General features: G+C 69.1%; 30 protein-coding genes. 26 read left to right on the forward strand and 4 right to left on the reverse strand.

Annotated elements, in window-relative coordinates; translation table 11 throughout:
* The first annotated feature begins 6 nt into the window (after positions 1-6).
* The 6 genes from infA (at position 7) to rplQ (ending at position 3,110) form a co-directional block, all read left to right on the forward strand.
* On the forward strand, positions 7-228 hold the full coding sequence (gene infA / locus BQ2383_RS03495; protein WP_017201569.1) for a translation initiation factor IF-1: 222 nt from the start codon (positions 7-9) through the stop codon (positions 226-228).
* Between the two features lie 64 nt (positions 229-292).
* Positions 293-409, forward strand: a complete 117-nt coding sequence (rpmJ, locus tag BQ2383_RS03500) for a 50S ribosomal protein L36 (RefSeq protein WP_005050492.1) — start codon at positions 293-295, stop codon at positions 407-409.
* A 178-nt stretch (positions 410-587) separates the two neighbouring features.
* The gene (gene rpsM / locus BQ2383_RS03505) at positions 588-962 is read left to right on the forward strand and encodes a 30S ribosomal protein S13 (protein ID WP_091029560.1); all 375 of its coding nucleotides are present in this window, start codon (positions 588-590) and stop codon (positions 960-962) included.
* Positions 963-993: 31 nt separating this feature from the next.
* Positions 994-1,392 (forward strand): 30S ribosomal protein S11, encoded by a 399-nt coding sequence (gene rpsK / locus BQ2383_RS03510; protein ID WP_091029563.1) that lies wholly within the window; start codon positions 994-996, stop codon positions 1,390-1,392.
* A 134-nt stretch (positions 1,393-1,526) separates the two neighbouring features.
* The gene (locus BQ2383_RS03515) at positions 1,527-2,516 is read left to right on the forward strand and encodes a DNA-directed RNA polymerase subunit alpha (RefSeq protein ID WP_029260932.1); all 990 of its coding nucleotides are present in this window, start codon (positions 1,527-1,529) and stop codon (positions 2,514-2,516) included.
* Positions 2,517-2,549: 33 nt separating this feature from the next.
* Positions 2,550-3,110, forward strand: coding sequence for a 50S ribosomal protein L17 (gene rplQ, locus BQ2383_RS03520; protein WP_091029567.1), 561 nt, complete (start codon positions 2,550-2,552; stop codon positions 3,108-3,110).
* An 87-nt stretch (positions 3,111-3,197) separates the two neighbouring features.
* Here rplQ and BQ2383_RS03525 read toward each other — a convergent pair whose 3' ends face one another.
* Positions 3,198-3,743, reverse strand: a complete 546-nt coding sequence (locus BQ2383_RS03525; RefSeq protein WP_208617611.1) for a helix-turn-helix domain-containing protein — start codon at positions 3,741-3,743, stop codon at positions 3,198-3,200.
* A 175-nt stretch (positions 3,744-3,918) separates the two neighbouring features.
* Here BQ2383_RS03525 and BQ2383_RS03530 point away from each other — a divergent pair, with 175 nt between their 5' ends.
* The 12 genes from BQ2383_RS03530 to BQ2383_RS03585 all read left to right on the forward strand — a co-directional run bounded on the left by BQ2383_RS03530 (position 3,919) and on the right by BQ2383_RS03585 (position 16,378).
* On the forward strand, positions 3,919-5,517 hold the full coding sequence (locus BQ2383_RS03530) for an ABC transporter substrate-binding protein (RefSeq protein WP_091029570.1): 1,599 nt from the start codon (positions 3,919-3,921) through the stop codon (positions 5,515-5,517).
* An 80-nt stretch (positions 5,518-5,597) separates the two neighbouring features.
* Entirely contained in the window at positions 5,598-6,620 is a 1,023-nt protein-coding gene (locus BQ2383_RS03535; RefSeq protein WP_091029574.1) for an ABC transporter permease, read from the forward strand.
* Positions 6,617-7,522, forward strand: a complete 906-nt coding sequence (locus BQ2383_RS03540) for an ABC transporter permease (RefSeq protein ID WP_091029577.1) — start codon at positions 6,617-6,619, stop codon at positions 7,520-7,522. The genes BQ2383_RS03535 and BQ2383_RS03540 overlap by 4 nt, the downstream gene beginning before the upstream one ends.
* Complete coding sequence (locus tag BQ2383_RS03545; RefSeq protein WP_205829023.1) at positions 7,519-8,343, forward strand: ABC transporter ATP-binding protein; 825 nt, start codon at positions 7,519-7,521, stop codon at positions 8,341-8,343. Before BQ2383_RS03540 ends, BQ2383_RS03545 begins: the two co-directional genes overlap by 4 nt.
* A complete protein-coding gene (locus BQ2383_RS03550; protein ID WP_091029581.1) occupies positions 8,340-9,176 on the forward strand; it encodes an ABC transporter ATP-binding protein in 837 nt (278 codons plus the stop codon). Before BQ2383_RS03545 ends, BQ2383_RS03550 begins: the two co-directional genes overlap by 4 nt.
* The gene (locus BQ2383_RS03555; protein WP_091029584.1) at positions 9,173-10,399 is read left to right on the forward strand and encodes an amidohydrolase family protein; all 1,227 of its coding nucleotides are present in this window, start codon (positions 9,173-9,175) and stop codon (positions 10,397-10,399) included. Before BQ2383_RS03550 ends, BQ2383_RS03555 begins: the two co-directional genes overlap by 4 nt.
* Positions 10,396-12,150 carry a DUF885 domain-containing protein gene (locus BQ2383_RS03560; protein ID WP_167381525.1) on the forward strand — a complete coding sequence of 585 codons (1,755 nt, stop codon included), beginning with the start codon at positions 10,396-10,398 and terminating at the stop codon, positions 12,148-12,150. The genes BQ2383_RS03555 and BQ2383_RS03560 overlap by 4 nt, the downstream gene beginning before the upstream one ends.
* Positions 12,147-12,536 carry a nuclear transport factor 2 family protein gene (locus BQ2383_RS03565; RefSeq protein WP_091029590.1) on the forward strand — a complete coding sequence of 130 codons (390 nt, stop codon included), beginning with the start codon at positions 12,147-12,149 and terminating at the stop codon, positions 12,534-12,536. The genes BQ2383_RS03560 and BQ2383_RS03565 overlap by 4 nt, the downstream gene beginning before the upstream one ends.
* Positions 12,537-12,565: 29 nt before the next feature.
* Positions 12,566-13,495: a dihydrodipicolinate synthase family protein gene (locus tag BQ2383_RS03570; protein ID WP_091029593.1), complete on the forward strand. Its 930-nt coding sequence runs from the start codon at positions 12,566-12,568 to the stop codon at positions 13,493-13,495.
* Between the two features lie 2 nt (positions 13,496-13,497).
* Positions 13,498-14,670, forward strand: coding sequence for an NAD(P)/FAD-dependent oxidoreductase (locus tag BQ2383_RS03575; protein WP_167381527.1), 1,173 nt, complete (start codon positions 13,498-13,500; stop codon positions 14,668-14,670).
* Positions 14,667-14,948, forward strand: coding sequence for a 2Fe-2S iron-sulfur cluster-binding protein (locus BQ2383_RS03580; RefSeq protein WP_091029600.1), 282 nt, complete (start codon positions 14,667-14,669; stop codon positions 14,946-14,948). The genes BQ2383_RS03575 and BQ2383_RS03580 overlap by 4 nt, the downstream gene beginning before the upstream one ends.
* Complete coding sequence (locus tag BQ2383_RS03585) at positions 14,945-16,378, forward strand: FAD-dependent oxidoreductase (protein ID WP_091029604.1); 1,434 nt, start codon at positions 14,945-14,947, stop codon at positions 16,376-16,378. Before BQ2383_RS03580 ends, BQ2383_RS03585 begins: the two co-directional genes overlap by 4 nt.
* Positions 16,379-16,412: 34 nt before the next feature.
* Here the strand turns inward: BQ2383_RS03585 and BQ2383_RS03590 are convergent, their stop codons facing one another.
* Positions 16,413-17,987: an AMP-binding protein gene (locus BQ2383_RS03590; RefSeq protein WP_091029607.1), complete on the reverse strand. Its 1,575-nt coding sequence runs from the start codon at positions 17,985-17,987 to the stop codon at positions 16,413-16,415.
* A gap of 92 nt (positions 17,988-18,079) precedes the next feature.
* Positions 18,080-19,303: a PAS domain-containing protein gene (locus tag BQ2383_RS03595; RefSeq protein WP_091029609.1), complete on the reverse strand. Its 1,224-nt coding sequence runs from the start codon at positions 19,301-19,303 to the stop codon at positions 18,080-18,082.
* A gap of 164 nt (positions 19,304-19,467) precedes the next feature.
* Between BQ2383_RS03595 and BQ2383_RS03600 the strand changes: the two genes are divergently transcribed.
* Genes BQ2383_RS03600 through BQ2383_RS03635 form a run of 8 tightly spaced genes read left to right on the forward strand, consistent with a single transcriptional unit; the run spans position 19,468 to position 25,941 of the window.
* Entirely contained in the window at positions 19,468-20,484 is a 1,017-nt protein-coding gene (locus BQ2383_RS03600; RefSeq protein ID WP_091029613.1) for a Bug family tripartite tricarboxylate transporter substrate binding protein, read from the forward strand.
* Between the two features lies 1 nt (position 20,485).
* Positions 20,486-21,055, forward strand: a complete 570-nt coding sequence (locus BQ2383_RS03605; RefSeq protein WP_244175875.1) for a tripartite tricarboxylate transporter TctB family protein — start codon at positions 20,486-20,488, stop codon at positions 21,053-21,055.
* The gene (locus tag BQ2383_RS03610; RefSeq protein WP_091029616.1) at positions 21,055-22,602 is read left to right on the forward strand and encodes a tripartite tricarboxylate transporter permease; all 1,548 of its coding nucleotides are present in this window, start codon (positions 21,055-21,057) and stop codon (positions 22,600-22,602) included. The genes BQ2383_RS03605 and BQ2383_RS03610 overlap by 1 nt, the downstream gene beginning before the upstream one ends.
* A gap of 51 nt (positions 22,603-22,653) precedes the next feature.
* The gene (locus tag BQ2383_RS03615) at positions 22,654-23,451 is read left to right on the forward strand and encodes a sulfite exporter TauE/SafE family protein (protein WP_091029619.1); all 798 of its coding nucleotides are present in this window, start codon (positions 22,654-22,656) and stop codon (positions 23,449-23,451) included.
* A 30-nt stretch (positions 23,452-23,481) separates the two neighbouring features.
* Entirely contained in the window at positions 23,482-23,949 is a 468-nt protein-coding gene (locus BQ2383_RS03620) for an FAS1-like dehydratase domain-containing protein (protein ID WP_029260958.1), read from the forward strand.
* Positions 23,949-24,347: a MaoC/PaaZ C-terminal domain-containing protein gene (locus BQ2383_RS03625; RefSeq protein WP_091029622.1), complete on the forward strand. Its 399-nt coding sequence runs from the start codon at positions 23,949-23,951 to the stop codon at positions 24,345-24,347. The genes BQ2383_RS03620 and BQ2383_RS03625 overlap by 1 nt, the downstream gene beginning before the upstream one ends.
* 13 nt (positions 24,348-24,360) lie before the next feature.
* A complete protein-coding gene (locus BQ2383_RS03630; RefSeq protein ID WP_091029625.1) occupies positions 24,361-25,494 on the forward strand; it encodes a UDP-N-acetylmuramate dehydrogenase in 1,134 nt (377 codons plus the stop codon).
* A 45-nt stretch (positions 25,495-25,539) separates the two neighbouring features.
* Positions 25,540-25,941, forward strand: a complete 402-nt coding sequence (locus BQ2383_RS03635; RefSeq protein ID WP_091029628.1) for a VOC family protein — start codon at positions 25,540-25,542, stop codon at positions 25,939-25,941.
* On the opposite strand, the gene BQ2383_RS03640 is transcribed toward BQ2383_RS03635, so the two are convergent.
* Positions 25,899-26,336 carry a hypothetical protein gene (locus BQ2383_RS03640; protein WP_091029631.1) on the reverse strand — a complete coding sequence of 146 codons (438 nt, stop codon included), beginning with the start codon at positions 26,334-26,336 and terminating at the stop codon, positions 25,899-25,901. The two genes, BQ2383_RS03635 and BQ2383_RS03640, sit on opposite strands and share 43 nt — an antisense overlap.
* Between the last annotated feature and the right edge of the window lie 5 nt (positions 26,337-26,341).

Consider the following 26,341-nt stretch of genomic DNA (forward strand, 5'->3'; position numbering starts at 1 on the left):
GAGGCTATGGCTAAGAAAGACGGTGTCATCGAGATCGAGGGCGTGATCTCCGAGGCTCTGCCCAACGCGATGTTCCGCGTTGAGCTCAGCAACGGACACAAGGTCCTTGCAACGATCTCCGGCAAGATGCGGCAGAACTACATCCGTATCATCCCCGAGGACCGTGTGGTCGTGGAGCTCAGCCCCTACGACCTGACCCGCGGCCGTATCGTCTACCGCTACCGCTGATCGGTCGAGAAGTAACGGCCTGCCCCGGTTCGGGGCGGTACGAAGACAGCGAACAGGAAAAATCATGAAGGTCAACCCCAGCGTCAAGCCCATCTGCGATCACTGCAAGGTGATCCGCCGTCACGGCCGCGTCATGGTGATCTGCAAGAGCAACCCGCGTCACAAGCAGCGCCAGGGCTGAGTCCCCGGCGGGACCGCCGATCCGATCGACGGGCCCGAGCTGCGCGGCATCGCTCACGCACATCTCATAACTGAACACACAACGGCAGGATCAGAACCCGCGCGAGCGGGGGACACCTCGGGGCGGAGGCCCGGGCACCGATCCTGTTCCACACCTCCACAACACCCAGGAGAACCGCATGGCACGTCTTGCCGGCGTTGACATCCCGCGCGACAAGCGCGTGGTGATCGCCCTTACCTACATCTACGGCGTCGGCCGTACCCGCTCGGTCGAGATCCTCAAGGCGACGGATATCGACGAGAGCATCCGCGTGAAGGACCTCAGCGACGACCAGCTGATCCTCCTCCGCGACCACATCGAAGGCAACTACAAGGTGGAGGGTGACCTGCGCCGCGAGGTTGCAGCAGACATCCGCCGCAAGGTCGAGATCGGCTCCTACGAGGGCATCCGCCACCGTCGTGGTCTCCCGGTCCGTGGTCAGCGCACCAAGACCAACGCCCGTACCCGCAAGGGCCCGAAGCGCACCGTCGCAGGCAAGAAGAAGGCCCGCTAAGCGCGGCCCCAGGGACTAGGAGAACACTTTCATGGCTGCACCCAAGGCCGCCGCGCGCAAGCCGCGCCGCAAGGAAAAGAAGAACATCGCGCTGGGCCAGGCCCACATCAAGTCGACGTTCAACAACACGATCGTCTCGATCACCGACCCGTCCGGCGCTGTCATCGCGTGGGCATCGTCGGGTGGCGTGGGCTTCAAGGGCTCCCGCAAGTCGACCCCGTACGCCGCAGGTCTTGCTGCCGAGTCCGCTGCCCGCCAGGCCGCGGAGCACGGCGTCAAGAAGGTCGACGTCCTCGTGAAGGGTCCGGGCTCCGGCCGCGAGACCGCGATCCGCTCGCTGCAGGCCGCAGGCCTCGAGGTGGGTTCGATTCAGGACGTCACGCCCCAGGCGCACAACGGCTGCCGTCCGCCGAAGCGCCGCCGCGTCTGATACGCGCCTCGAGCCGCTCGGCCCATTCGTGGTCCGAGCGGCTCGACGCCCGCGTACGGGCATCGACTTCCACAACTCAAAACCTCACCCCACCACATGTCATATAGCGGGCATGTGATCGAAAGGAACACAGAGTGCTTATTGCACAGCGTCCCACACTGACCGAGGAAAAGATCGTCGAGAACCGTAGCCGGTTCATCATCGAGCCTCTGGAGCCCGGCTTCGGTTACACGATCGGCAACGCGCTGCGCCGCAGCCTGCTGTCGTCGATCCCCGGTGCTGCTGTCACCAGCGTTCGCATCGACGGCGTGCTGCACGAGTTCAGCACCATCCCCGGCGTGAAGGAGGATGTCACCGAGATCATCCTCAACATCAAGCAGCTGGTCGTCTCCTCGGAGCGCGACGAGCCCATCACGGCGTACCTGCGCAAGACCGGTTCGGGCGAGGTCACCGCCGCCGACATCTCGGCTCCGGCCGGTGTCGAGGTGCAGAACCCCGAGCTCGTCATCGCGACGCTGAACGAGACCGCGAAGTTCGAGCTCGAGCTCACCATCGAGCGTGGCCGTGGCTACGTCTCGGCGACGCAGAACCGTAACGAGTACGCCGAGGCCGGTCAGATCCCGATCGACTCGATCTACTCGCCGGTCCTCAAGGTCAGCTACCGCGTCGAGGCGACTCGTGCCGGAGAGCGCACCGACTTCGACAAGCTCGTCCTCGACGTCGAGACCAAGTCGGCGATCAGCCCCCGCGACGCCGTCGCTTCGGCTGCCAAGACGCTCACCGAGCTGTTCGGTCTCGCCCGCGAGCTGAACGTCGAGGCCGAGGGCATCGAGATCGGCCCGGCGCCGGTGGAGGCTGTGAACTCCAGCGAGCTGTCGATGCCGATCGAAGACCTCGACCTGTCGGTCCGCTCGTACAACTGCCTGAAGCGTGAGGGCATCAACACTGTTTCGGAGCTCGTCGCCCTGTCGGAGACGCAGCTCATGAACATCCGCAATTTCGGCCAGAAGTCGGTCGACGAGGTGCGCGACAAGCTCATCTCGCTCGGTCTGTCGCTCAAGGATTCGGTGCCCGGTTTCGACGGCGCCCACTTCTACGGCGGCAGCGAAGACGAGTCCTTCTGAAACCCGACCTTTCTGACCAGGAGTTAGACGATTATGCCCAAGCCCACTAAGGGTCCCCGCCTCGGAGGCGGCCCCGCACACGAGCGTCTCATGCTTGCCAACCTCGCGGCGGCGCTCTACACCCACAAGTCGATCAAGACGACCGAGACCAAGGCCAAGCGCCTTCGTCCGCTCGCCGAGCGTCTGATCACCTTCGCCAAGCGTGGCGACCTGCACGCGCGTCGTCGCGTGCTGTCGGTCATCGGTGACAAGGAAGTCGTGCACATCCTGTTCTCCGAGATCGCACCGCTCGTCGCCGAGCGCGAGGGTGGCTACACCCGCATCACGAAGGTCGGCAACCGCAAGGGCGACAACGCTCCGATGGCCGTGATCGAGCTCGTTCTCGAGCCCGTCACCCCGAAGGCGAAGTCGACCAAGAAGGCTGCTGCTGCGCCCAAGGCCGAGAAGGCGGAGAAGCCCGCCGAGGTCGTCGAGGAGGCTCCTGCTGAGGAGGCTCCCGCCGAGGACGCTGCCGACGCCGGCGCCGAGTCGCAGGCCGAGGGCGAAGCAGCCGAGGCTGCCGCCGAGGACGCTGTCGAGAAGAAGTCCGAGTAAGCACTTCGCTCACGAAGAAGCCCGCCGCCCCGTTTCGGGGTGGCGGGCTTCTTCGTTTCCCGGATGCCGTGGTCGCACCGGGGCATGTCAGGGGGACGGGGGAGTGACCGAGACGACGATCGAGGTCATCGCGTCGCTGTCGTTGAAGTAGCGGTGCGGCTGGCGGGAATCGAAGGTGATCGACTCGCTGCCCACGATCACATACGTCTGCCCGGCGATCTCGACGGTGAGTTCGCCGCTGATCACGAAGACGCACTCGGTCGACGGGTGCCCCCAGGGGTGCGTGGAGCTCGCGGCTCCCGGAGGGATGTCGGCGGTGAGGACCTCGAGGTCGCCGCGCCCCGGGGTGAGGCGCTCGTAGACGAAGCCGGCGTCGGACCCGCTGAGCCGATGCCGGGCTCCCGGGCGACTGACGGAGACGTTCGGCGCATCGGGATCACTGAACAGCGTGGCGATCGAGGCTTCGAACACCTGGGCGAGCTTCCGCAGCGAGCCGAGACTCGGATCGGCTGAGCCGCTCTCGATCTGGCTGAGCATGCTGACCGAGAGACCGGACAGGTCGGAGAGCTGCCGCAGGGTGAGACCCTTCGCGGCCCTGAGGGACTTGAGGCGTTCGCCGAGCACGAGATTCATCGATCCTTTCGATCGAACGGATGACTGTTGCATGTTCGATTTCAATGTGATTGTATCTTTTAATCGGATTGAAAATCTCGATCAGATTGAAATCCGTTCCCCGAACGCGCGAGCAACCGGATCAACTTCCCAGAACTCTACTGCGTCCTGCCTCATGATCACAGGAAGATCGACGATGACTTCATCCTTCGCGAAACCCTTCGCCCTGGCCTCATCTCTCGCCGTGGCCGCACTCCTGCTCGCCGGTTGTTCAGCTTCATCGAACAACGCAGCCTCGGGCGGCGGTGAGACCCTCACGGTCGACACCTCGTTCGTGCTGAAGACCCTCGACCCGGGACTCGTCTACGAGCAGACCGGCAACATCATCGTGCACGCGCTGTACGACACCCTCGTGACGTACGAAGGCTCCGACGTCACCACCGTCGTGCCCGAACTCGCCAGTGAGTGGGTGCAGTCCGACGACGGCACGACCTGGACCTTCACGTTGAACCCGGACGCGACGTTCGCCGACGGCTCCGCGGTGACCGCGGACGATGTCGTGTTCAGCCTCACCCGCCTGCAGAACCTCAAGGGATCCTCTTCCCAGACCGTCGAGGGACTGACCTTCGCGGCGGACGGCGACGACACCGTCGTCGTGACCAGCCCGACCCCGAACCCGAACGTCCCGGTCGTCCTCGCGATGCCGGCAGCGAGCATCCTGAACGCCGAGGAGGCGGAGAAGCTCGGAGCGACCGACGCGGCCGATGCAGCCTCCGCGGACACGGTCGGCACGCAGCTCGACGAGGCCAGCCTCGGTTCGGGTCCGTACAAGATCAAGAGCTACGACTCGAGCTCGAAGGTCGTGCTCGAGGTGAACGAGGACTACTGGGGCGACGCCCCGGCGTACTCGCGCGTGGTCGTGCAGAACGTCGACGTGCAGAACCAGAAGCTCACGATCTCCCGCGCCAAGGCCGATGAGATCGCCCTCGACCTCTCGGGCCCGCAGGCCGCCGAGCTCTCCGACGACCTCCAGGTCTCCGGGGTTGCCGACACATCGTACTTCCTCAGCGTGAACCAGGACCCCGCCGTCTCGGAGATCACCTCCAACCCGGCGTTCCTCGCGGCGCTGCGTGCCAGCGTCGACGGCGCGGGCATCGCCGAGATCTTCGGTGAGGGTGCGACGGCCGCGGCTGGTCTCGTCCCGCCCGCATTCGGTGGCGCGCTCGACGAGTCCGAGGTACAGCCGCAGGACATCGAGAAGGCGAAGGCGCTTCTCGAGGAGGCGGGCATCTCCTCGCCGAAGGTGAACCTCGTCTACCCGGCGATCACGTACCGCGGCGTCGACCTCGGCACCATCGTCACGAAGGTGCAGCAGGACGCGAAGAAGGCCGGCATCGAGATCGAGCTGCAGCCCGAGCCGATCAACGTCTTCCTGCAGTCGCAGTCCGAGGGCAAGAACGAGATCAACTTCTCGCCGAACAGCCTGAACTACCCGGCTGCGGACTCGCTCGTGAACAACATGGCGCCCGGTGCGTCGACCTCGACGCGTGCGGGATGGACCGTGGAGCGCGCCGACCCGCGAGCCGTCGAAGCCAGCGACGCCGTGAACGCCGAGGTGACGCCGGAAGGGCGTGCCGAGGCCATGATCGCCTGGCAGAAGGTCATGAACGAGACTTCGCCCTTCGTGGTTCTCGCGAACAACGCCGGCATCGTCGTCGCCACCTCGAACCTGGTCGGTGCGTCATACACGCCGGCAGGCTGGACGGTCGACCTCGCGGCCATCTCCGCGAAGTAGTCCGCCGCGGTCGGCCGCCTGTCCCTCCTGTCGGGCGGCCGACCTCCGGTTCTCACCACCTCACCGAAGGCGAACGAGCAATGCCAGCCCTCCTGCAGATGATCGGCCGCCGGCTGATCAGCGCGATCATCCTCCTCTGGGGGGTCACCCTCGTGACGTTCGCGCTCATGACCATCGTCCCCGGGGACCCGGCCGCCGCGAACCTGTCGCAGCAGGCCTACGACGACCCCGAGCTGCGCGCCGCGTTCGAGCAGAAGTGGGGGTTGGACCAGCCCATCTGGGTGCAGTACGGCCGCTACATCGCGAACCTCTTCCAGGGTGATCTCGGTATCTCGCAGCAGACCCACCGCCCGATCACCCAGGACCTCGCGCAGTACATCCCCGCGACGCTCGAGGTGGCGCTCCCCGCCATGATCCTCGCGATCATCATCGCCGTGGCACTCGGCATGATCGCCGCCACCCGCAAGGGCTCGGCCATCGACGGCGGCATCCGCGGCGTGTCCCTCGTCGGGCTCTCGACCCCGCCGTTCTGGCTCGCCCTGGTCGCTCTGTACGTCTTCTTCTACGCGCTCGGACTCGTCCCCAACGGCGGGCGACTGAGCAACGAGTACGACCCGCCGCCCACCGTCACCGGCATGTACTCGCTGGACGCCGTGTTCGCCGGGCAGTGGGACGTGTTCGCCGACGCCGTCTGGCACCTCATCCTCCCCGTCGGCATCCTCACCGCGCTCACCGTCTCGGGCCTGCTGCGCTTCGTGCGCTCCGCCATGATCGAGGTGCTGGATGCCGAGTACATCCGCGCCGCCACCGCGAAGGGCCTGCCGGCGCGGACTATCACCTGGCGGCACGTCTTCAAAGCAGGTCTGCTTCCCGTGCTCACCGTGACCGGGCTGATGTTCGCGTCCCTGCTCGGTGGCGCCGTGCTGGTCGAGCAGGTGCTCTCGTGGCCGGGGCTCGGGCAGTACGCCTACAAGAGCGCGCTGTCGCTCGATCTGCAGGCGATCCTCGGCGTGACGCTGTTCATCGCCGTCGTCTACACCCTGATCAACCTCCTGGTCGACGTGCTCTACACGATCGTGGACCCCCGGATCGGAGCGAAATGACCATCCTGTCCTCCGACCGGCTCGCCGTCGCGAAGGAGCCGCGTCGTCGCGGATTCCGTCGCAGCCGCCGGTTCACCCCGCGCACCTCGTTCTGGACGCCCGTGACGGTGATCTCCTTCGGCGTGATCGCGGCATGGATCCTCGCGGCGCTCCTCGCCCCGGTCATCGCGCCGTATGACCCGCTCGAGACGAGCGGACCGTTCCTGGACGCGCCGTCGGCCGCGCACTGGATGGGGACGGACGACCTCGGTCGCGACGTGCTGAGCCGTGTCATCTACGGCGCCCAGCTCTCGCTGCCGCTCGCCCTCGCGATCGTCGTGTTCTCGCTCCTGGTCGGCGGGACCGTCGGCCTCGCGGCCGGGTACTTCGGCAAGGCGGCGGACAACGTGCTGATGCGCGTGGCCGACCTCGTGCTGGCGTTCCCGCAGATCATCCTCGCCATGGCGGTGGCCGCGGCCTTCGGACCGAGCGTCGGAAACGCCGTGCTCGCCCTCGTGATCGTCTCCTGGCCGCTGTACGCGCGCATCATCCGCAGCTCGGTGCTCAGTGTGCGCGAGCAGGAGTACGTCTTCTCGGGACGGCTGCTCGGGTCGACGACCCTGAAGTCCATCGTCAAGGACGTGATCCCCAACAGCGCCGGCCCGGCGCTCGTGATGGCGACGATCGAGCTCGGCAACGCCATCCTCATGCTCGCCGCGCTGTCGTTCCTGGGCCTCGGCCCCCGGCCCCCGGCTGCGGAATGGGGCGCGATGATCGCCCTCGGGTCGCAGAACCTCGGGAACTGGTGGATCAGCCTGTTCCCCGGCCTCGCGATCCTCACGATCGTGATGGCCTTCAACCTGCTGGGAGACGCCGTCCAGGACTACCTGGATCCCCGCTCACGGAATGCGAGGAAGCGATGAGCGACGCGACGCTGCTCTCGATCGAGGACCTCTCCGTCGTCATGCCGACGCCGGAGGGCGAGATCGAACTCGTGCACGACACGAGCATCCGGATCGGACAGGGTGAGGTCGTCGGCCTCGCCGGCGAGAGCGGCTCGGGAAAGAGCATGACGGCCTCAGCGGTCATGGGCATCCTTCCCGAGGGCGCGACCGCCTCCGGCCGGGTCCTGTTCGAGGGGCGGGACCTGCTGACCCTCAGCACCCGGGAGCTCAACGAGGTGCGCGGCAATCGCATCTCCATCGTGTTCCAGGATCCGACCGCGGCACTGCACCCGCTGCTGCGGATCGGCACGCAGATCACCGAGCACCTCATCCACCACACCGGGGTGAGCCAGAAGCAGGCGCAGGCGCGAGCGATCGAGCTGCTCGATCTCGTGCGCATCCGCGACCCGCACCAGGCGATCACGGCGTATCCGCACCAGTTCTCCGGAGGCATGCGCCAGCGTGCGGCCATCGCGATCGCGCTCGCGTGCGAGCCACGCCTGCTGATCGCCGACGAGCCCACCACCGCGCTCGACGTCACGGTGCAGGCCGGCATCCTCCGCCTGTTCGACCGTCTGGCGCGCGAGACGGGGGTGTCGATGCTGTTCATCACGCACGACCTCGGGGTGATGAGCGCGATCGCCGACCGGACCTACATCTTCAAGGACGGCACCGTCGTCGAGCACGGTCCGACCACCGAGATCCTCAACACGCCGTCGCACGACTACACCCGCGCGCTGATCGCATCCAGGGCGCAGTCACTGGCCGCGCAGCGCACCCACCGAGGAGGCGCACGATGAGCGCGTTGGAGATCGACGACGTCGTCGTCACGCACCGCCGGCGCGGAGCCCCGCCCGTGCACGCGGTGAAGGGCGTCTCGCTGACCGTCGAGCGCGGCCAGATCGTCGGACTCGTGGGGGAGTCGGGATGCGGCAAGTCGTCGCTGGCCCGGGTCGCCGTCGGCATCGACCGTCCGACCTCGGGCACGGTGCGCTTCGACGGAGAGCCGCTGCATCCGCTCACGATGCGCCGCCGCCCGAGTCGCGACCGCGGGCTGCAGATGGTGTTCCAGAACCCGTACGCCTCGCTGAGTCCCCGTCGCTCGATCGGAGCGCAGCTGCTGGACGGTGCCCCCGATGCGCTGGAGCGATCCGCCCGTGCCGCCGAGGTCTCGCGACTGCTGCGACTGGTCGGGCTCGACGAGTCGGCCGCCTCTCGCTACCCCACCCAGTTCTCCGGTGGGCAACGGCAACGGCTCGCGATCGCCCGTGCGCTCGCCGCCCAGCCCAGCGTGGTCGTCGCCGATGAGCCGGTCACCGCCCTCGATGCCTTCTCGTCGGCGCAGATCGTCGAGTTGCTGCAGGGCCTCGTCCGCGAGCTCGGCATGGCGATGCTGTTCATCTCGCACGACCTGTCGTTGGTGCGGGCCATCGCCGACGAGACCGCGGTGATGTACGCGGGTGAGATCATCGAGCGCGGGCCCAGCGAACAGCTGTGGCAGCACGCGCAGCACCCCTACACGCAGCGCCTCATCGATGCCATCCCGGAGATCGGCCCGACGAAGCGGCTGCCGGGCAGAGAAGAAGACCTCGCGGAGGCCGTCGCGGCCCCCGCCACGGGAGGAGAAGCATGATCACCATCGCCGAGGACCGCCGCGTCCTCCTCACCGGAGCCTGCATCTTCGACGGGCGCTCCGAGCACCTGCGGGACGGGCTCGACATCCTCGTCGACGCCGACGGAGTGATCGCGGGGCTCGGCGCGACCGGCACCCTCGATGCCGGCGACGCACGCGTGATCGACCTGGCAGGGCGGGTCCTCAGCCCCGGGCTGATCAACATGCACGTGCACCTGGGGCTCGCGCTTCCCGGGACGGCCGGGGCGGAGATCGCCTCCAAGGGCGACCCCGACCTGCTGCTGGTGATGGCCGACAGCGCCCGACGAACCCTGCATGCGGGTGTCACGACCGCGCGGCTGGTCGGCGAGAGCCGGTACCTCGACTTCGCCCTGCGCCGCGGGATCGACGCCGGGATCGTCGCGGGCCCACGGCTGTACACCGCCGGACACGCGCTGTGCTGCACCGGTGGGCACGGGTGGGAGTCCGACGCACTGGAGGGCGACGGCGCCGACGACCTGCGCCGACTGACGCGCCTGCAGATCCGTCACGGCGCCGACCTGATCAAGGTCTGCATCTCCGGCGGGATCGCGGGAGAGCACGAGCAGATCGACACCCCGCAGCTGACCGACGACGAGATGGCCGCCGTCATCCAGACCGCGCATGACTGGGGCCGCAAGGTCACGGCGCACGTCGGACCGTCCGAGACGCTGCGGCGTGCCATCGAGCTCGGCCTGGACTGCGTCGAGCACGGCTACGAGCTGACCCGTGAGGTCACCGACCTGATGAGCGAGCGCGGCGTCTGGTACGTGCCGACCATCACGGTCAGCCGCTGCGAGGAGTTCTTCGATGCGCAGGGTGTGCCCTCCTGGATGAAGGAGCGCGCGCTCGGTGCGGGCCCGCGTCACTGGGAGAGCCTCGAGAACGCGATCGCGAGCGGGGTGCGCATCGCCATGGGCACCGACATGCCTCCCGCCGCGGACTTCGACGGCACGACGGCGACGGTGCGCGAGATGGAGTTCATGGTCGACGCGGGCATGACCTCGCTGGACGTCATGCGCTCGGCCACCTCGTCCGCGGCGGAACTGCTCGGCGTCGACGATCTCGGTGTCGTCGAAGTCGGTGCCCGCGCGGACTTCATCGCCACGGACGCGGACCCGACAGCGGATGTGGCCGCGCTGCGCGGAATCGACTGGGTCATGCAGGGCGGCGCCGTGCTGCGGGACGACCGGGCCGGGCGGTGAACACCCCGACCTCGGGCACCTCGACCGCGGGCACCCCGACCTCGGGCAGCTCGACCGCAGGCACCCCGACCTCGGGCACCCCGACCGTGCGCATCGCCGACGAGTACGTCGCGACACTCGCCGACCACGAGCCGGCCGCTGCGCAGGCGCTGGGCGTCACCGCGCAGGATCGACTGCCCGATCTCAGCGCCGAGTGGGCGGTCGAACGTCGCGCGCTCGCCGTGCGCACGCGCGACGCCCTGGCAACCGTCGAGCCGACGCCGGAGGATGCAGCGCTGCACGCCGCTCTTCGGGAACGCATGGACAGCGACATCGCCCTGTTCGACACCGGCTTCACCGCACGGCTGCTCGCACCGCTGGCGACACCGGTTCATCTGGTGCGCGAGGCATTCGACGACGTCACCGTCACGGATGACGCCGCCGGAGACGAGATCATCACCCGCCTGTCGGGGGTGCCCCGGGCGCTGACCCAGCTCGACGACCGCCTGAAGTGGGCGCGCGCGGCGGGGGAGCGCGGCGAATTCATCGGCACCGGCATCGCCGCGGAACGGCAGGTGCGTGAAGTCGCGAATCAGATCGCGGGCTGGATCGACCCCGACGGAGTCGACTACTTCCGCTCCCTCCGCGCGACAGATCTGTCCGCCTCCCGCCGCATCGCCCTGGATCGTGCGGCACTCGCGGCGACCGACGCGATGGCGGGCTTCGAGCGGATGCTGCGCGACGAACTGCTTCCGCACGCGCCGCAGCAGGATGCCGTCGGCGAGGGCGTCTACCGCGCCACCGCCCAGAGCTTCCTCGGCACCGAACTCGACCTCGACGAGGTGTACGACTACGGCTGGCACGAACTCGATCGACTGTGGCGGCAGGCGCGCGGTGTCGCGGGAGAGATCCTCGGCACCGGCGCGCCGGCAGACGTCTCGGTCGCTGCACGCACGCTCGCGCAGGACCCGGGGCACCGCGTCGATGCGGACGACGTCGTCGGCTGGCTGCGCGATCGCCTGGACTGGACCCTGGATCGGGTCGACGGCACGGCCTTCGCGCTGCCCGCGGACGTGCGCGATGTCGACATCGTCGTTCCGCGGGCCGCGAAGGGCGTCGTCTACTACACGCCCGGAGCGCCCGACGGCTCGGTGCGCAGCAAGATCGTCTGGACGATCCCCGCCGGCGCGACGTCGGTGCCGACCTGGCAGGAGCTCACGAGTCTCCACCATGAGGGCGTCCCCGGGCACCACCTCGAGCATGCGGTGAACCGGGCCAATGCGTCCCTGCACCCCTGGCAGCGCTACCTGTGCGAGATCCACGGGTATGCCGAGGGCTGGGCGCATTACTCGGAGGCGCTGTCGGACGAGCTGGGTCTGCTGCGCGATGCCCCGGAACGGCTGGGGATGCTGCTCGGACAGCTGTGGCGCACGGTGCGCATCGTCGCCGACATCGGGTTGCACACCGGTCGGCCGTTGCGGCGCAACGAGGTCACCGACCAGACGGAATGGACGCCGGCGATCGCCCGCGACTTCCTGGTGCACTACGGCCTCGTCGATCCCGTGACCGCACGGTTCGAGGTGGACCGCTACCTCGGCTGGCCGGGGCAGGCACTGGCGTTCAAGGTCGGCGCGAAGCTCTGGGCCGAGGCGCGCACGGTGAGCACCGCATCCACACTCGACTTCCACACCCGGGCCCTCGCGCTCGGACCGATGGGGCTCGCGCCGCTGCGCGAGCGTCTGCTGCAGGATCTGACGAAGGAACACGCATGACCACCACCGCTGAGCTCGAGAGCTTCATCGTCGCGCTGTACGAGGATCTCGCTGACCGCGCCGCGTTCGACGCGCGCCTCGCCGATGACGTGACGGTGTGGGAGACCCCCTGGCCGACGCTCATGCACGGCATCGCCGAACTCGACGAGCTGCGGGGTCCTGCTGCCGACCCCGACGAGCGCCGGCGGACGCTGCCGAGCGTCGTGCCGACCGGCATCGTCACGAGCGACTTCGGTGGCACCGGGGTGATCCGGTACGTGCTCGAGGTGCGCCCTGCGGTGGGCGAGCCGCTGGTCGAAGTGGTGCGCGTCACGGATGTGGTGCGCCGAGACGCGGACGGATGGCGCATCGTGCACCACCACGCCCAGGACATGCCGGTCGAGTGAGTCGGACGAGTCGGAGCAAGGAGAGACAGATGGACCGCAACACCGTCGACTGGCACGGGTACATTCCCGCGATCACCACCCCGTTCACGCGCGAGGGGGAGCTGGATCCCGTCGCGTTCGAGGGACAGATGCAGTGGCTGGCCGCGCAGGGGATGCACGGCGTCATCCTCGCCGGCACCTCCGGCGAGTGGTTCAGCATGACCGAGGCCGAACGCGCTGAGCTCTTCACCCTCGGCGGTCGATTCCGCGCGGACATGCGCGTGATCGGCGGATGCAACGCGTTCACGGCGGCTGAGGCGATCCGGCATGCGCACGCGGCGGAGGAGGCCGGGCTCGACGGCATCCTCGTGACGCCCCCGCCCTACATGGTGCCGACCCGCGAGGAGATCCTGGCGTTCTACCAGGAGGTCTCCGACGGCACGTCGCTCCCCGTCACCGTGTACAACTGGCCGCGCGGCTGCATCGTCGACCTGAGCCCGGACCTCCTGAGCGAACTGGCGGACATCGAGAACGTCGTGGCGATCAAGAACTCGACCGGCGACTTCCGGGCATTCCTCGACGCCATGTATCTCGTGGAGGATCGCGTGCGCTACTTCGGTGTTCCGACCAACGCGCTGGGAGCCGACCTCGCAACCCTCGGCCACGGTGACGGTCTCATGGGCTCCGGAGCCCCGCTCGGCAACGACCACCCCGGCTTCTGGGATGCGCTCGCCGCGGGGGATCGGGCGCGGGCGATCGAACTCGGCGCTCGCGATCGCGTGGTCATGACCAGCTGGTTCGGGCCGGACTACGGTGCGCAGTTCGGAAACCAGCAGGCGATCATGAAGACTGCTCTGCGCCTGCAGGGCGTTCCGGCCGGTTTCGTCCGCCGCCCCCTGCTCGAACTCTCGACCGAGCAGGTCGAGCGTGTCCGCACCACGCTGGAGGGGCTCGGCATCGCGACCGTGCCGTTGTCGTGACCATGCGGTACGACGCGGTCGTCATCGGCGGTGGCCTGCTCGGCGGGGCACTGACCTGGATGCTGGCACGCGAGGGCGCCTCCGTACTGCTGCTGGAGAAAGACCAGTTGAACCAGCACGCCTCCGGCCAGAACGCCGGCAGCCTGCACTTCCAGCTCGAGTATCGGATGGTCGAGAACGGGTGGGAGTCGGCGCGCACCGCCGCCGCAGCCATGCCCCTGCATCTGGATGCCGCCGAGGCCTGGACGCGGCTGGGAGATGAGCTGGGCGAATCGGTCGGCGTCGTGCAGCGCGGCGGCTTCATGCTCGCCGAGACGGCCGAGCAGGTCGCGGTGCTCGAGCGCAAGGTCGGTCTCGAACAGGAGTGGGGGCTGGATGTCACCCTCCTCGACGGCGATGAGGCGCGGCGCATCGCGCCGTACCTGTCGGATTCCGTGCTCGCCGCCGCCTTCTGCCCGATCGAGGGCAAGGCCGAGACTCGCACCGCGGGGCCCGCGCTCGTGCGGGGTGCCGTGAAGCTCGGCGCAGAAGTCCGCACACACACCCGCGTGACCGGGCTCGAGCGCGACGCGCACGGCTGGAAGGTGACCGCCGCCGGTCCGGACTCGACGCTGAGCATCCACGCCGACACGGTGATGATCGCAGCGGGGGTGTGGACCACCGAGTTGGGCGCGCTCGCCGGGGCCGACCTGCCGACCATCCCGCTCGCCCTCATGATGAGCGTGAGCGCGCCGGTCGAACCGTTCATCGGACACCTGATCCAGCACGCCGGCGCCAAGCTCTCGCTCAAGCAGACGCAGAACGGCACGGTGCTGATCGGCGGGGGCTGGCCCGCGGCACTCAGCCGCAGCGCGGGCTCGCCGGATCTGGAGACGCGTCCTCGCCTGCTCCCGGAATCCATCGTGGGCAATGCCCGCGCGGCGATCGGAGTGGTGCCGGGCACAGCTCGACTGCCCATCGTGCGTTCCTGGGCGGGGACCACGACGATCACCCCGGATCAGCTGCCCCTCGTGGGAGAGGTGCCCGGATGCCCGGGGATGTTCGTGGCCACCGGGGGATCGGCCTTCACGCTCGGGCCGAGCTTCGCCCGTTCCCTCTGCGACCTGGCTGCCGGTCGCACACCTCACATCGACCTGCGGCCCTACGCCCCGGACAGATTCGGAGTCATGGCATGAAAGACCAGCCCCTCGCCGATCGCGCGGTGCCGCGGCGGCTGGACGTGTCCTTCGTCGTGGACGGACGCTCCGTGCGCGCTGCGGCGGGGGAGACCGTGGCGGCGGCGATGCTGGCCGAGGGCGAGCGGTGCTTCGCCCGGCGGGGCGGCGAGCAGCGCGCGCCGCTGTGCAACATGGGCACCTGCTTCGAGTGCGCGATCACAGTCGACGGCGTGCCGATGACCCGCACCTGCCTGACCACCGTCCGCGACGGCATGAACGTGCGGACCGACGCATGAGCGCCGACCTCTACGACCTCGCGATCGTCGGGGCAGGACCGGCCGGTCTGGCCGCAGCGCTCGAGGCGCACGCACAGGGCCTTCGGACGCTCGTGATCGACGAGCAGCGCGCGGCGGGGGGACAGATCTTCCGTCAGCCGCCGACCGAGTTCGACGAGCCGGTGCGGTCTCCGGTCGGATACCCCTGGGCGGCGGATCTGCTCGCGGATGCGGCCGGGGCCACCGGCGTCGACTGGTGGTTCGAGTCGACGGTGTTCGGTGTGCTCGACGCGCGCTCGACCGGCCGCGACGACTTCGAGGTGCTCGTCACGGGCCCTCAGGGTTCGCGGCGCGCGCACGCCCGAAGGCTGCTCGTCGCCACCGGCGCCTACGACATGCCGGTGGCGATCCCCGGATGGACGATGCCGGGCGTGCTGATGGCCGGCGCGGCACAGGGACTCCTGAAGGCGCAGCATGTGCGGGCAGCGGGTCCGGTCGTGCTGGCAGGCTCGCATCCGCTGATGCTGATCGTGGCCGCCCAGCTGGTCCGTTCGGGGGCCGACGTGGCCGAGGTGGTCTTCGCCCGCGGACTGCCCTCCCTGCGCGAGCTGTTCCTCGCCGCTCCGGCCGTGCCAGGGCATATGCGTCTGCTGGCCGAGCTCGCCGGCTGCGTGCTCACCCTCGTGCGACACGGCGTCCGGATCACGACGTCGGCGGTCCCCATCGCGATCATCGGCGACGGCGGGGTGACCGGCATCCGACTGGCGAAGGCCGACCGGGCGTGGCGCGTGCGCGGCCCCGAGCGCGAGGTTCCGGCGCGGACCGTCGTCCTCGGATACGGGTTCCAGGCCTCCACCGAGCTCGCGCGTCAGCTCGGATGCCCGGTGCGTTGGGACTCGGCCGCCGGCGGGTGGCTCGTGGATGTCGACGGCACCTTCGAGACGGGCGTTCCCGGGGTCTTCGTCGCGGGTGAGCCCACCGGTGTCTCCGGGGCCGAGCAGTCACGGGCGGAGGGGGCCGCGGCGGCGGCAGCGATCGCCGCCGGTCTCGGCAGGCCCGTGGACGCCGTGCGCGCTCGGGCGATCGAACGGGACCTGCGCCGCTCCCGACGGTTCGCCGCGGTCGTGCAGCGGATGTTCGCGCCCGAGCGCCCCGGCCTCACGGCACTCGCGACGCCGGCGACGACGGTCTGCCGATGCGAGGCGATTCCGCGGTCCGACGTCGACGGGTTCCTCGAGGCGAACCGGCATGCCGACACCGTGGATGCGGTCAAGCTGAGCTGCCGCACGGGTATGGGCCCCTGCCAGGGGCGCTACTGCGAGACGACTGTGGCCGGTGCGGTCGCCGCCGCGCGCGGCGGGGCGGTCTCCGACGCCGGTCGCTTCGCCGCCCAGCTGCCCGTCAAGCCGGTGTCCCTGCAGGCGTACGCCGACCTCTTCGACGCGGACTGACCGAGGTCGGCGCCCGGGTGGGCGCCGACCGGCGTCAGCGGATCCGCAGATCCTTGCGGAGGATCTTCCCGGAGCTCGACTTCGGGATCACGTCGATGAACTCGACCTGTCGCACCTTCTCGTGCGGGGCGACATGGGCGGCGACGTGCGCCATGACGGCATCCGCGTCGAGGTCGGCGTCCGGCTGCCGCACCACGAACGCCTTCGGCACCTCCTGGCCGTCGTCGTCGAGGGCGCCGATAACGGCGGCGTCGGCGATGGCAGGGTGTTCGAGCAGCACCGCCTCCAGTACGGCGGGGGCGACCTGGTACCCCTTGTACTTGATGAGCTCCTTGAGCCGGTCGACGATGCGATAGATGCCGTCGTGGGTGACGGTTGCGACATCGCCGGTGTGCAGCCAGCCGTCGGCGTCGAGCATCTCGGCTGTGGCATCCGGACGGTTGAGATACCCGACCATGACCTGCGGCCCGCGCACCCACAGCTCGCCCGGCTCGCTGGCACCCTCGGCGGGCACGGCCACGTCTTCGCCCGATTCCGGGTCGACCAGTCGTGCCTCGGTGTTCGGCACGAGCGGGCCGATGGCCGAGCGGTCGATGTCGTCGCGGGTCTCGGAGGTGAGGTTCACGGCCGGGCTGGTCTCGGTCATGCCGTACCCCTGGGTGACGATGCAGTCGAGCCGGCTCGCCACCGCAGACGCCAGCGCACCGTCGAGGGGAGCGGCTCCGGAGAAGATGACCTTCACCGCCGAGAGGTCGTACTGGTCGACGATCGGATGCTTCGCCAGTGCGACCGCGATCGGGGGCGCGACGAACACCCAGGTCGTCCGATGCTCGGCGATGATGCGGAGGAACTCGGGCAGATCGAACTTCGGCATCGTGACGAGTCCCGCGCGCTGGCGGAGCGCGAAGTTCAGCAGCACGGTCATCCCGTAGATGTGGAAGAAGGGAAGCACCGCGAGGAGGCGGTCGCTCGCGCCGACGCCGAGAACGGGTCGGCACTGCGACACGTTGGCCACGAGGTTCCGATGCGTGAGCATCACGCCCTTCGGTCGTCCGGTCGTGCCGGAGGAGTAGGGCAGGACGGCCAGGTGCGTCGTGGGATCGAACGACACCTCGGGTGCGGGATGCCCCTCACCCAGCAGCGCCGGCAGCGACGGATGGCCCTCCACTCCGTCGAGGACGATCACGTGATCGGCCGCGAAGCCGAGCTTCTCCGCAGCCGCCAGAGCCCCGGGGAGCAGCGGTGAGACGGTCACGAGCCACGTCGCCCCCGCATCGGTGAGCTGATTCGCGATCTCATCTGCGGTGTAGAGGGAGTTGATGGTCGTCGCGGTCGCCCCCGCGCGGAGGATGCCGTGGAACACCGTCGCGAACGCGGGGATGTTCGGGCACAGCACGCCGACGGTGGTCCCCACACCCACCCCGCGGGCGGCGAGGGCTCCCGCGAAGAGGTCGATCTGCCCGACGAGCTGCCGGTAGCTGGTGGTCGCTCCGCTCCCCCCGTCGATCAGTGCGATCGAGTCGAGCTCGGTCTCGTCGAGCCCGCCGAAGAGGAACTCGTGGATGGAGACCTCGGGGATCTCCACATCGGGATAGGCGCTGCGAACCATGAGATCTCCTTCGATCCGGGGGTGTCGACGTCGTCGTCGAATGCGATCCAGTGTCGCACACAACGGCACCGGGTCCCAGGGTTCGGGAGAGGTCAGACGGCGCCGTTCAGCCGGTACCGCGTGCTCGGTCGACCCTTCGTCGTGTAGTCGAGCGTGCGGATCGCTCGACCGGCGCTCGCGAGGTGCTCGAGGTAGCGTCGCGCGCTGACCCGGGAGATGTCGAGGTCCTCGCCGATCTCGGTCGCCGAGGCATCCGGGCGTGCCGCGAGTGCCGCGACCACGCGATCGAGCGTCTCCGCACTGAGCCCCTTCGGAACGCCGAACCGCTGACGGAAGGCGATGATCGCGTCGGCGGCCTCGACGCGGCGGACGACGTCGTGCAGCTCGGTGTGATCCCGCAGCAGCAGAGTCGCCCCGATGCCGCCGCCGCCGTCGGCGTCGCTGCCGGTGCTCCGGGCGACGAGCACATGCGAGCCGACGATCACGGGCCGCCCGGCCGCCTCGCCCTCGCGGAGCACGGTCGTCAACTCCTCGCCCAGCACCTCCGCGGCCGGCGCCCCGTCGAGGTCTGCGGCATCCCGGCCGAGGAAGCGGGCAGCGGCGTCGTTGACCAGCGTGATCCGTCCTGTTCCGTCGACCGTGACCACGCCTTCGCTGAGGCCGTGCAGCGTGGTCTCCTGGTTCTTCACGAGCGCGGCGATCTGATGGGGCTCGAGCCCGTAGATCCGACGACGGATGATCGAGGTCACCCACGCCGAGCCGAACACCCCGAACACGGCGGCGGCGAGCATCGCCGAGATCAGCCAGGCGAGGTTCGCGGTGAACTCCTCATTGAGCTCCGACTCGAGGATCCCGACCGACGCGGTGCCGATGACGGTGCCATCGTCGTCGCGGATCGGGACCTTGACCCGCCAGGACGTGCCGAGCGTGCCGGTCTGCGTGCCCACGTAGACCTCACCCGAAAGAGGGATCGAGGGGTCGGTGGAGACCTTCTCCCCGATGCGGTCCGGATTCGGGTGCGAGTAGCGGATGCCGTCTTCGTCGGCCACGACGACATACGCGAGATCGGACGCCTCGCGGATGACCTCGGCGATCGGCTGGATGGTGGTCGACGGTTCTGGATCGTCGAATGCATCGAGGACGGTCGGCAGCGCCGCCACAGACTGGGCCACTGCCTGCATCCGGTCCTTGTAGGCCTCGCGAAGAGCCTGCTCCTGGAACGCTCCGGCCACGATCCCGGTCGCGAGGGTCACCAGGAACACGATCAGCGCCTGGAGCAGGAGCAGCTGCACGCGGAGCGTCATCTTCGAGGCCACCTGATCATTGTCGCGCCTGCGCGAGGACCCCGCGAGCGGGGGAGGACACCGTCTCCGACCAATAGTTCCGAAACTCCGACCAATGGTTTCCGAAGCTTGAGCGGCGGCACGCGAGCTTCCACTGTTGACCCCACAGCAGCACGAACGCTCAAGGAGGAGCGCATATGAAGAACGCACGCATCGCCACCCTGACCGCACTCGCGGCGGTGGCGGCATTCACACTGACCTCGTGCGCCGGAGGCAGCGCAGCGAACGACGGCGGCGGTGAGGCCGAGGCCGCCGCCGTCACCGACGTCTCGATCGTCGTCCCCGCAGACCCCGGCGGAGGCTGGGACCAGACCGGCCGTGCCGTGTCGCAGGTGCTCACCGAGGAAGACATCGTCAGCTCGGCTCCCGTGACCAACGTCGGCGGCGCCGGCGGAACGGTCGGCCTGGCCCAGCTCGCCAACGAGAAGGACCCGAACACCCTCATGGTGATGGGGCTCGTGATGGTCGGCGCCGTCGAGACGAACGCCTCGGCGGTGCGGATCGAAGACACCACGCCGATCGCCCGCCTCACGGACGAGCCGCTCGTCGTGGTCGTCCCGGCGGATTCGAAGTACGACACCCTCGAGGATCTGGTGGAAGACGTGGTCGACAACGGGCAGTCGGTCACGATCACGGGAGGCTCGGCGGGAGGGGCCGATCACATCCTCGCCGGGCTGATGCTCGAGGAGGCGGGCCTCGACGGCGCGGAGATCGCGGAGAAGCTGAACTACACCCCGAACTCCGGCGGCGGCGAGGCGGTCCCGCTGCTCATCGGCGGCAAGGTCGCGGCGGGCATCTCCGGCGTCGGCGAGTTCGCGCAGCACATCGAGAGCGGCGACCTTCGTGCGCTGGCGGTCTCGAGCGAGGAGCCGGTTTCCCAGCTCCCGGACGTGCCGACCATCACCGAAGAGGGCTACGACGTGGTGCTCACCAACTGGCGCGGGGTGATCGCGCCCGGGGGCATCTCCGACGGCGAGAAAGACGAGCTGGTGCGCGTGATCACCGAGCTGCACGACTCGGAGGCCTGGACCGAGCAGCTGGAGACCAAGGGCTGGACGGATGCATTCCTGGTCGGCGCGGAGTTCGATGAGTTCCTCACCGGGGACATCGAAGAGGTCACCGCGACGCTGAAGAACATCGGTCTGGTGCAGTGACATGACGGTCCCCGCATCGTCGGGGACCGAGGAGCGGGGCGTGCGAGACGGCTATGACGGCCGGCTCGCACGCCGTGCTCCCTCCGTCCCCATCGGCGAGCTCGTGTTCGCCGGCATAATGGTCGCCCTCGGCGTCTTCGCTGTGGTCGGCATCTTCCTGATCCATGTCCCGGTCGGCATGAAGGCCGGGCCGACGGTCTTCCCGATCTTCGTCTCGGTGATCCTGCTCGCCTCCGCGGTCGCCGTCCTGATCGGCGTGCTGCGGGGGGAACGCGGCGGGGCGGAGGACGCGGAAGACGTCGATCAGAGCCTCCCGACCGACTGGGTCACCCTCGCCAAACTGGCGGGACTCGTCGTCGCGCACCTGCTCCTGATCGAGCCGCTGGGATGGGCGCCCGCGGCCGCCCTGCTGTTCGGCGGAGTCGCATGGTCGCTCGCCGCCAAACGGTGGTGGATGGCGTTCCTCATCGGCATCGTCGTAGCACTCGTGATCCAGATCGTCTTCGGCGGTCTGCTCGGTCTGTCGCTGCCGTGGGGTCCTGCTCTCGGCTGGCTCGGAAGGATGTTCTGATGGACAGCTGGACCCTGCTCCTGGAGGGATTCGCGACCGCGCTGCAGCCGCAGTACCTCGCGTTCGCCTTCCTCGGCGTCTTCGTCGGCACCGCGGTCGGAGTGCTCCCGGGCATCGGCCCCGCGATGACGGTGGCGCTGCTGCTTCCCCTCACCTACACGCTCGATCCCGCCGCGGCGCTCATCACCTTCGCCGGCATCTACTACGGCGGCATGTACGGCGGCTCGACGACGAGCATCCTCCTCAACACCCCAGGGGAGTCGGCGTCGATCGTCACGGCGATCGAGGGCAACAAGATGGCCAGGATGGGGCGCGGCGCAGCGGCGCTCGCCACCGCGGCCATCGGATCGTTCATCGCGGGAACACTGGCGACGCTCGGGCTGACGTTGCTGGCGCCGCTGCTCGCGCAGTTCGCGGTGAACCTCGGGCCCGCCGACTACGTCGCGCTCATCGTGATCGCGTTCATCACGGTCGGCGCGCTGATCGGCAGCTCGATCTCGCGCGGCATGCTCTCGCTCGGCGTCGGCCTGTTCCTCGGACTCGTGGGAACCGACTGGCTCTCCGGGCAGCAGCGGTACACGCTCGGGCTCCCGGCGCTGTCCGACGGCGTGGACATCGTCCTGGTCGCGGTCGGCCTGTTCGCGGTCGGGGAGACGTTCTACATCGCCGCGCGGTTGCGGCACGGTGGCGTCGATGTGATCCCCGTGACCCGCGGATGGCGGTCGTGGATGACGAAGGCCGACTGGCGCCGTTCGTGGAAGCCGTGGCTTCGGGGGACCGCGATCGGCTTCCCGATCGGCACCATCCCGGCCGGCGGCGCGGATGTCGCCACGTTCCTGTCGTACGCGACCGAGCGCAAGCTGTCGAAGCACCGCGACGAGTTCGGACGCGGTGCGATCGAGGGCGTCGCAGGTCCCGAGTCGGCGAACAACGCGGCCGCCGCCGGTGTGCTGGTGCCGCTGCTCACGCTGGGCCTGCCGACGACGGCCACCGCGGCGATCATCCTCACGGCGTTCCAGTCGTACGGCATCCAGCCGGGGCCGCTGCTGTTCGAGAGCCAGTCGAATCTGGTGTGGGCGCTCATCGCGAGCCTGTACATCGGCAACGTCATCCTGATCGTGCTCAACCTGCCGCTCGTGGGCATGTGGGTGAAGCTGCTGCAGATCCCGCGGCCGTACCTGTACGCGGGCATCCTGCTGTTCGCGGTCTTCGGGGCGTATGCGCTGCACAGCTCGCCGACCGACATCGTGATCCTGTTGATCGTCGGCATCCTCGGCTACTTCATGCGGCGATACGGCTACCCCGTGGCGCCGCTGGTGGTCGGGATGATCCTGGGGCCGATGGCCGAGGAGCAGCTGCGCAAGGCGCTGCAGCTGAGCCAGGGCGATCTGAGCACGCTGGTCATGCAGCCGTTCGCGGCGATCGCCTACGGGGTGCTCGCGCTCCTGATCGTCGGCGGGCTGTGGCTGCGTCGACGGCAGCGTCGGTACGAGCAGGCGCTGACGGAGTCGATCGCGGTGCCCATCAAGGCCGACTCGGAGGTCTGAGTCCGAGGCGGTGGGTTCGAGAGGGGAGGAGGCCGCGAGTAGGCTGATCCGGTGAGTGACGTACAGGCCCCCGCGCGAGGGCCTCGCGCCTACGCAGCATTCATCGGGATCGGCCTTCTCGCCGGTCTCCTCTCCGGACTCTTCGGCGTCGGCGGCGGCACGGTGATCGTCCCGCTGCTGGTGCTCCTGCTGCACTTCGACCAGCGCCTCGCGGCGGGCACATCGCTCGCGGCGATCGTGCCGACCGCGAGCGTCGGCGTCATCTCTTACGCCGCGACCGGTTCGGTGGCCTGGATCCCCGCCATCATCCTGGCGGCGGGCGCCGTGGTGGGTGCGCAGATCGGCACCCGCCTGCTGCCGCGCATCTCGCAGACCGCGCTGCGGTGGGGCTTCGTCGGCTTCCTCGTCGTGGTGATCGTCAGCCTGTTCCTCGTGATCCCCTCGCGGGACGCCGCCTTCGAACTCTCCTGGCTGACGGGCATCGCGCTCGTCGGGGTGGGCGTCGGCACGGGCATCCTCGCCGGGCTGATCGGTGTCGGCGGCGGCGTGATCGTCGTCCCGGTGCTGATGCTGGCCTTCGGCACGAGCGACCTGGTCGCCAAGGGCACCTCGCTGCTGATGATGATCCCGACGGCGATCTCCGGCACGATCGGCAACCTCCGCAACCGCAACGTCGATCTGCTCGCGGCGGCTCTCATCGGAGTCGCCGCCTGTACGACGACCGCGCTCGGTGCGTGGTTGGCGACGATCGTCGACCCGACGCTGGGCAACATGCTGTTCGCGGCATACCTCGTCGTGATCGCGGTGCAGATGGCGATCAAGGCGGTCCGAGGGCGCAAGCGCGGCTGAACGACGGCCGGGCCTCGGTAGGATCGAGGGGTGGCAGTGAACCAAGAACTGGTCGGCCGGGAGTTCCCGCCGACGGCCCCCTATCTCGTCGGCCGCGAGAAGGTGCGCGAGTTCGCGCGCGCCGTCTTCGCCGATGCTCCGCAGCACACCGACGTCGAGGCGGCCCGCGCGGCCGGCTTCTCCGACGTCGTGGCGCCGCCGACTTTCGCGATGGTCATCCAGGACCTCACGCTCCAGCAGCTGCTGGCGCAGGAGGACTCCGGCATCGTGCTCGCCCGCACGATCCACGCCGAGCAGCGCTTCACCTACACGCGCCCGATCGTGGCGGGCGACGAGCTCACCGCGCAGCTGCGCGTCACCGGCATCCGGATGATGGGCGGCAACGCCATGATCACCAGCGAGGCCGCGATCACCGACGCCGCGGGCGACCATGTCGTCACGGCGACGAGTGTGCTGCTGGTGGGCGCCGAGAGCACGGACGAAGGGAAGGCCGCCTGATGGGCTACACCGTCGGAGACGTGGTCGCCGAGCGCACCGTGCATCTCACCCGCGAGTCGCTCGTGCGCTATGCGGGAGCATCCGGAGACTTCAACCCCATCCACTACCGTGACGATGTCGCCGCATCCGTCGGGCTTCCCGGCGTGCTCGCGCACGGCATGCTGACGATGGGCATCGCCTCGTCGGTGGTCGTCGCCGCCCTCGACCCGGCCACGAAGATCCTCGACTACGGGGTGCGCTTCACCAAGCCGGTCGTCGTCGACCCGGTCGACGGTGCCGACATCACCGTCGTCGCCACGGTCGGCGCGGTCGATGAAGAGGTGGCGCGCATCGACCTCAAGGTCACGTTCGGCGAGACCACGGTGCTCGTCAAGGCGCAGTTGCGCGTCGCCGTCTGATGCGGGCGCTCTGATGCGGGAGATCGAGCCGGTCCGCCTGGCCGAGCTGACCACGCTGCGCACGGGCGCCGCGCCCGAGCGGATGCAGGAGGCGACGACGACCGCCGGTCTGATCGAGGCATTGCGCGACACCTGGGCCCGCGGTGACGAGTGGTTCGTCCTCGGTGGCGGTTCCAACCTCTTCGTCGGCGACGAGCCCTTCGAAGGCACCGTCATCCGCGTGCGCACCGAGGGGATCGAAGAGATTCCTTCGCCGCACCCCGGTCGCATCCGGCTGCGCGCGCAGGCTGGGCACTCCTGGGACGACCTGGTCGCCTACGCCGTCGCCCATGGCTACGCGGGTCTCGAGGCCATGAGTGGGATCCCCGGCACGGTCGGCGCGTCCCCCGTGCAGAACATCGGCGCGTACGGCCAGGAGATCCAGGAGACACTGGTCGAGGTCGAGCTGATCGACGAGTCGACCGGCGAGATCTCGACCGTTCCCGCGGCCGAGCTCGGACTGGGTTTCCGCACCTCGGTCCTCAAGCACCACCATGGCAGTGTGCCGCTGCGGCGCGCCGTGATCCTCTCGGTCACCGTCGACCTGGCGATCGCCGGAGAGCGTGTGGTTCGCGGCGAGCAGTTGCGTCGCGCACTCGGGCTGACCGACGACACGCCGGTTCCGCTGAGCTGGGTGCGCGAGCGCATCCTCTCGACCCGCGCGTCGAAGGGCATGCTGCTCGACGATGCCGACCCCGACACCCACGGCGTCGGCTCGTTCTTCCAGAACGCGATCGTGACGGCCGCGGTGGCCGGTGCGCTGCCGCCGGAGTGCCCGCGTTGGCCGGTGGCCCCCGACCTGGATGCCGTGACCGTGATCCCGCTCGCGTCCTACGACGGGCAGGTGCCGCTGTCGAAGCCGACGACCGTCTCCGACGTCAAGGTCAGTGCGGCCTGGCTGATCGAGCAGGCCGGCATCCGCAAGGGGTTCAAGCTGCCGCGCTCGCGCGCCGCCGTCTCGACCAAGCATGCGCTGGCGCTCACCAACCGCGGCGGCGCGACCGCGGGCGAGGTCGCCGAGCTCGCCCGGTTCATCCAGAGCCGGGTGCATGCCGAGTTCGGTCTCGTGCTGCAGCCGGAGCCGGTGCTGGTCGGCGTCGACCTGTAGGGCGATCGACCTCTAGGGGTCGGCGGTCGCGGCTACACTCGCGGCATGACCGGACTCATCCCGTACCTGCTGTTCCCCGGCAATGCCGCAGAGGCGCTGCGTCACTACCGGTCCGTGTTCGGCGGTGAACTGCAGCTGCTCGACTACGCCACGGCGGGCCGGCGCGACGGACCCGGCGATGCCGTCGCGCACGGCCAGCTGAGCGGACCGGTCGAGCTCGCCGGGGCCGATGCCGGAGCCGACGACGACGCCGTGCAGATGAGCGGCATGTTCCTCTCGCTCCTCGGCACGGCGGATGCGCTGACCCTCACCGCGTGGTACGACAAGCTCGCCGCCGACGGCCGCGTGATCGATCCGCTGCAGAAGCGCCCGTGGGGAGACTTCGACGGCACGCTCGTCGACCGCTACGGCATCCGCTGGCTGATCGGCTTCCACCCCGAGGACTGAGGTGTCCCGCTGCCGAAGTAGGGACGAGACGACGGCAGGAAGATCAACACGACCGCCGCGGTGGTGAGGGCGAGGGCCGCGAGGCCGACCGGGAACTCCCAGGTCGTGGCCGTTGCCGCCGGAACGTAGAGCGCGAGCGGGAGCGGGAACAGCAGGGTCGCGTATCGGGCCCACGACTTTCGTCTTGTGACGAGCACCGTGATGGTCGCGTAGACGACCACCGGGACGAAGGGGAGCACACTGAGTAACTGTCGCCACTCTCCTCCCCAGTACCAGAGGAAGGGAGCGACCACGAGGGAGAGGAAGAAGACCAGCACGGTCACCGTGATCAGGATGGCGAAAGCCACCCGCAGAGTCACCGGCATCCGGCCATCACGCTGCTCGCCGTTCGTCATACCTC

The sequence above is a fragment of the Microbacterium oxydans genome (assembly GCF_900095745.1).
GTDB lineage: Bacteria > Actinomycetota > Actinomycetes > Actinomycetales > Microbacteriaceae > Microbacterium > Microbacterium oxydans_B.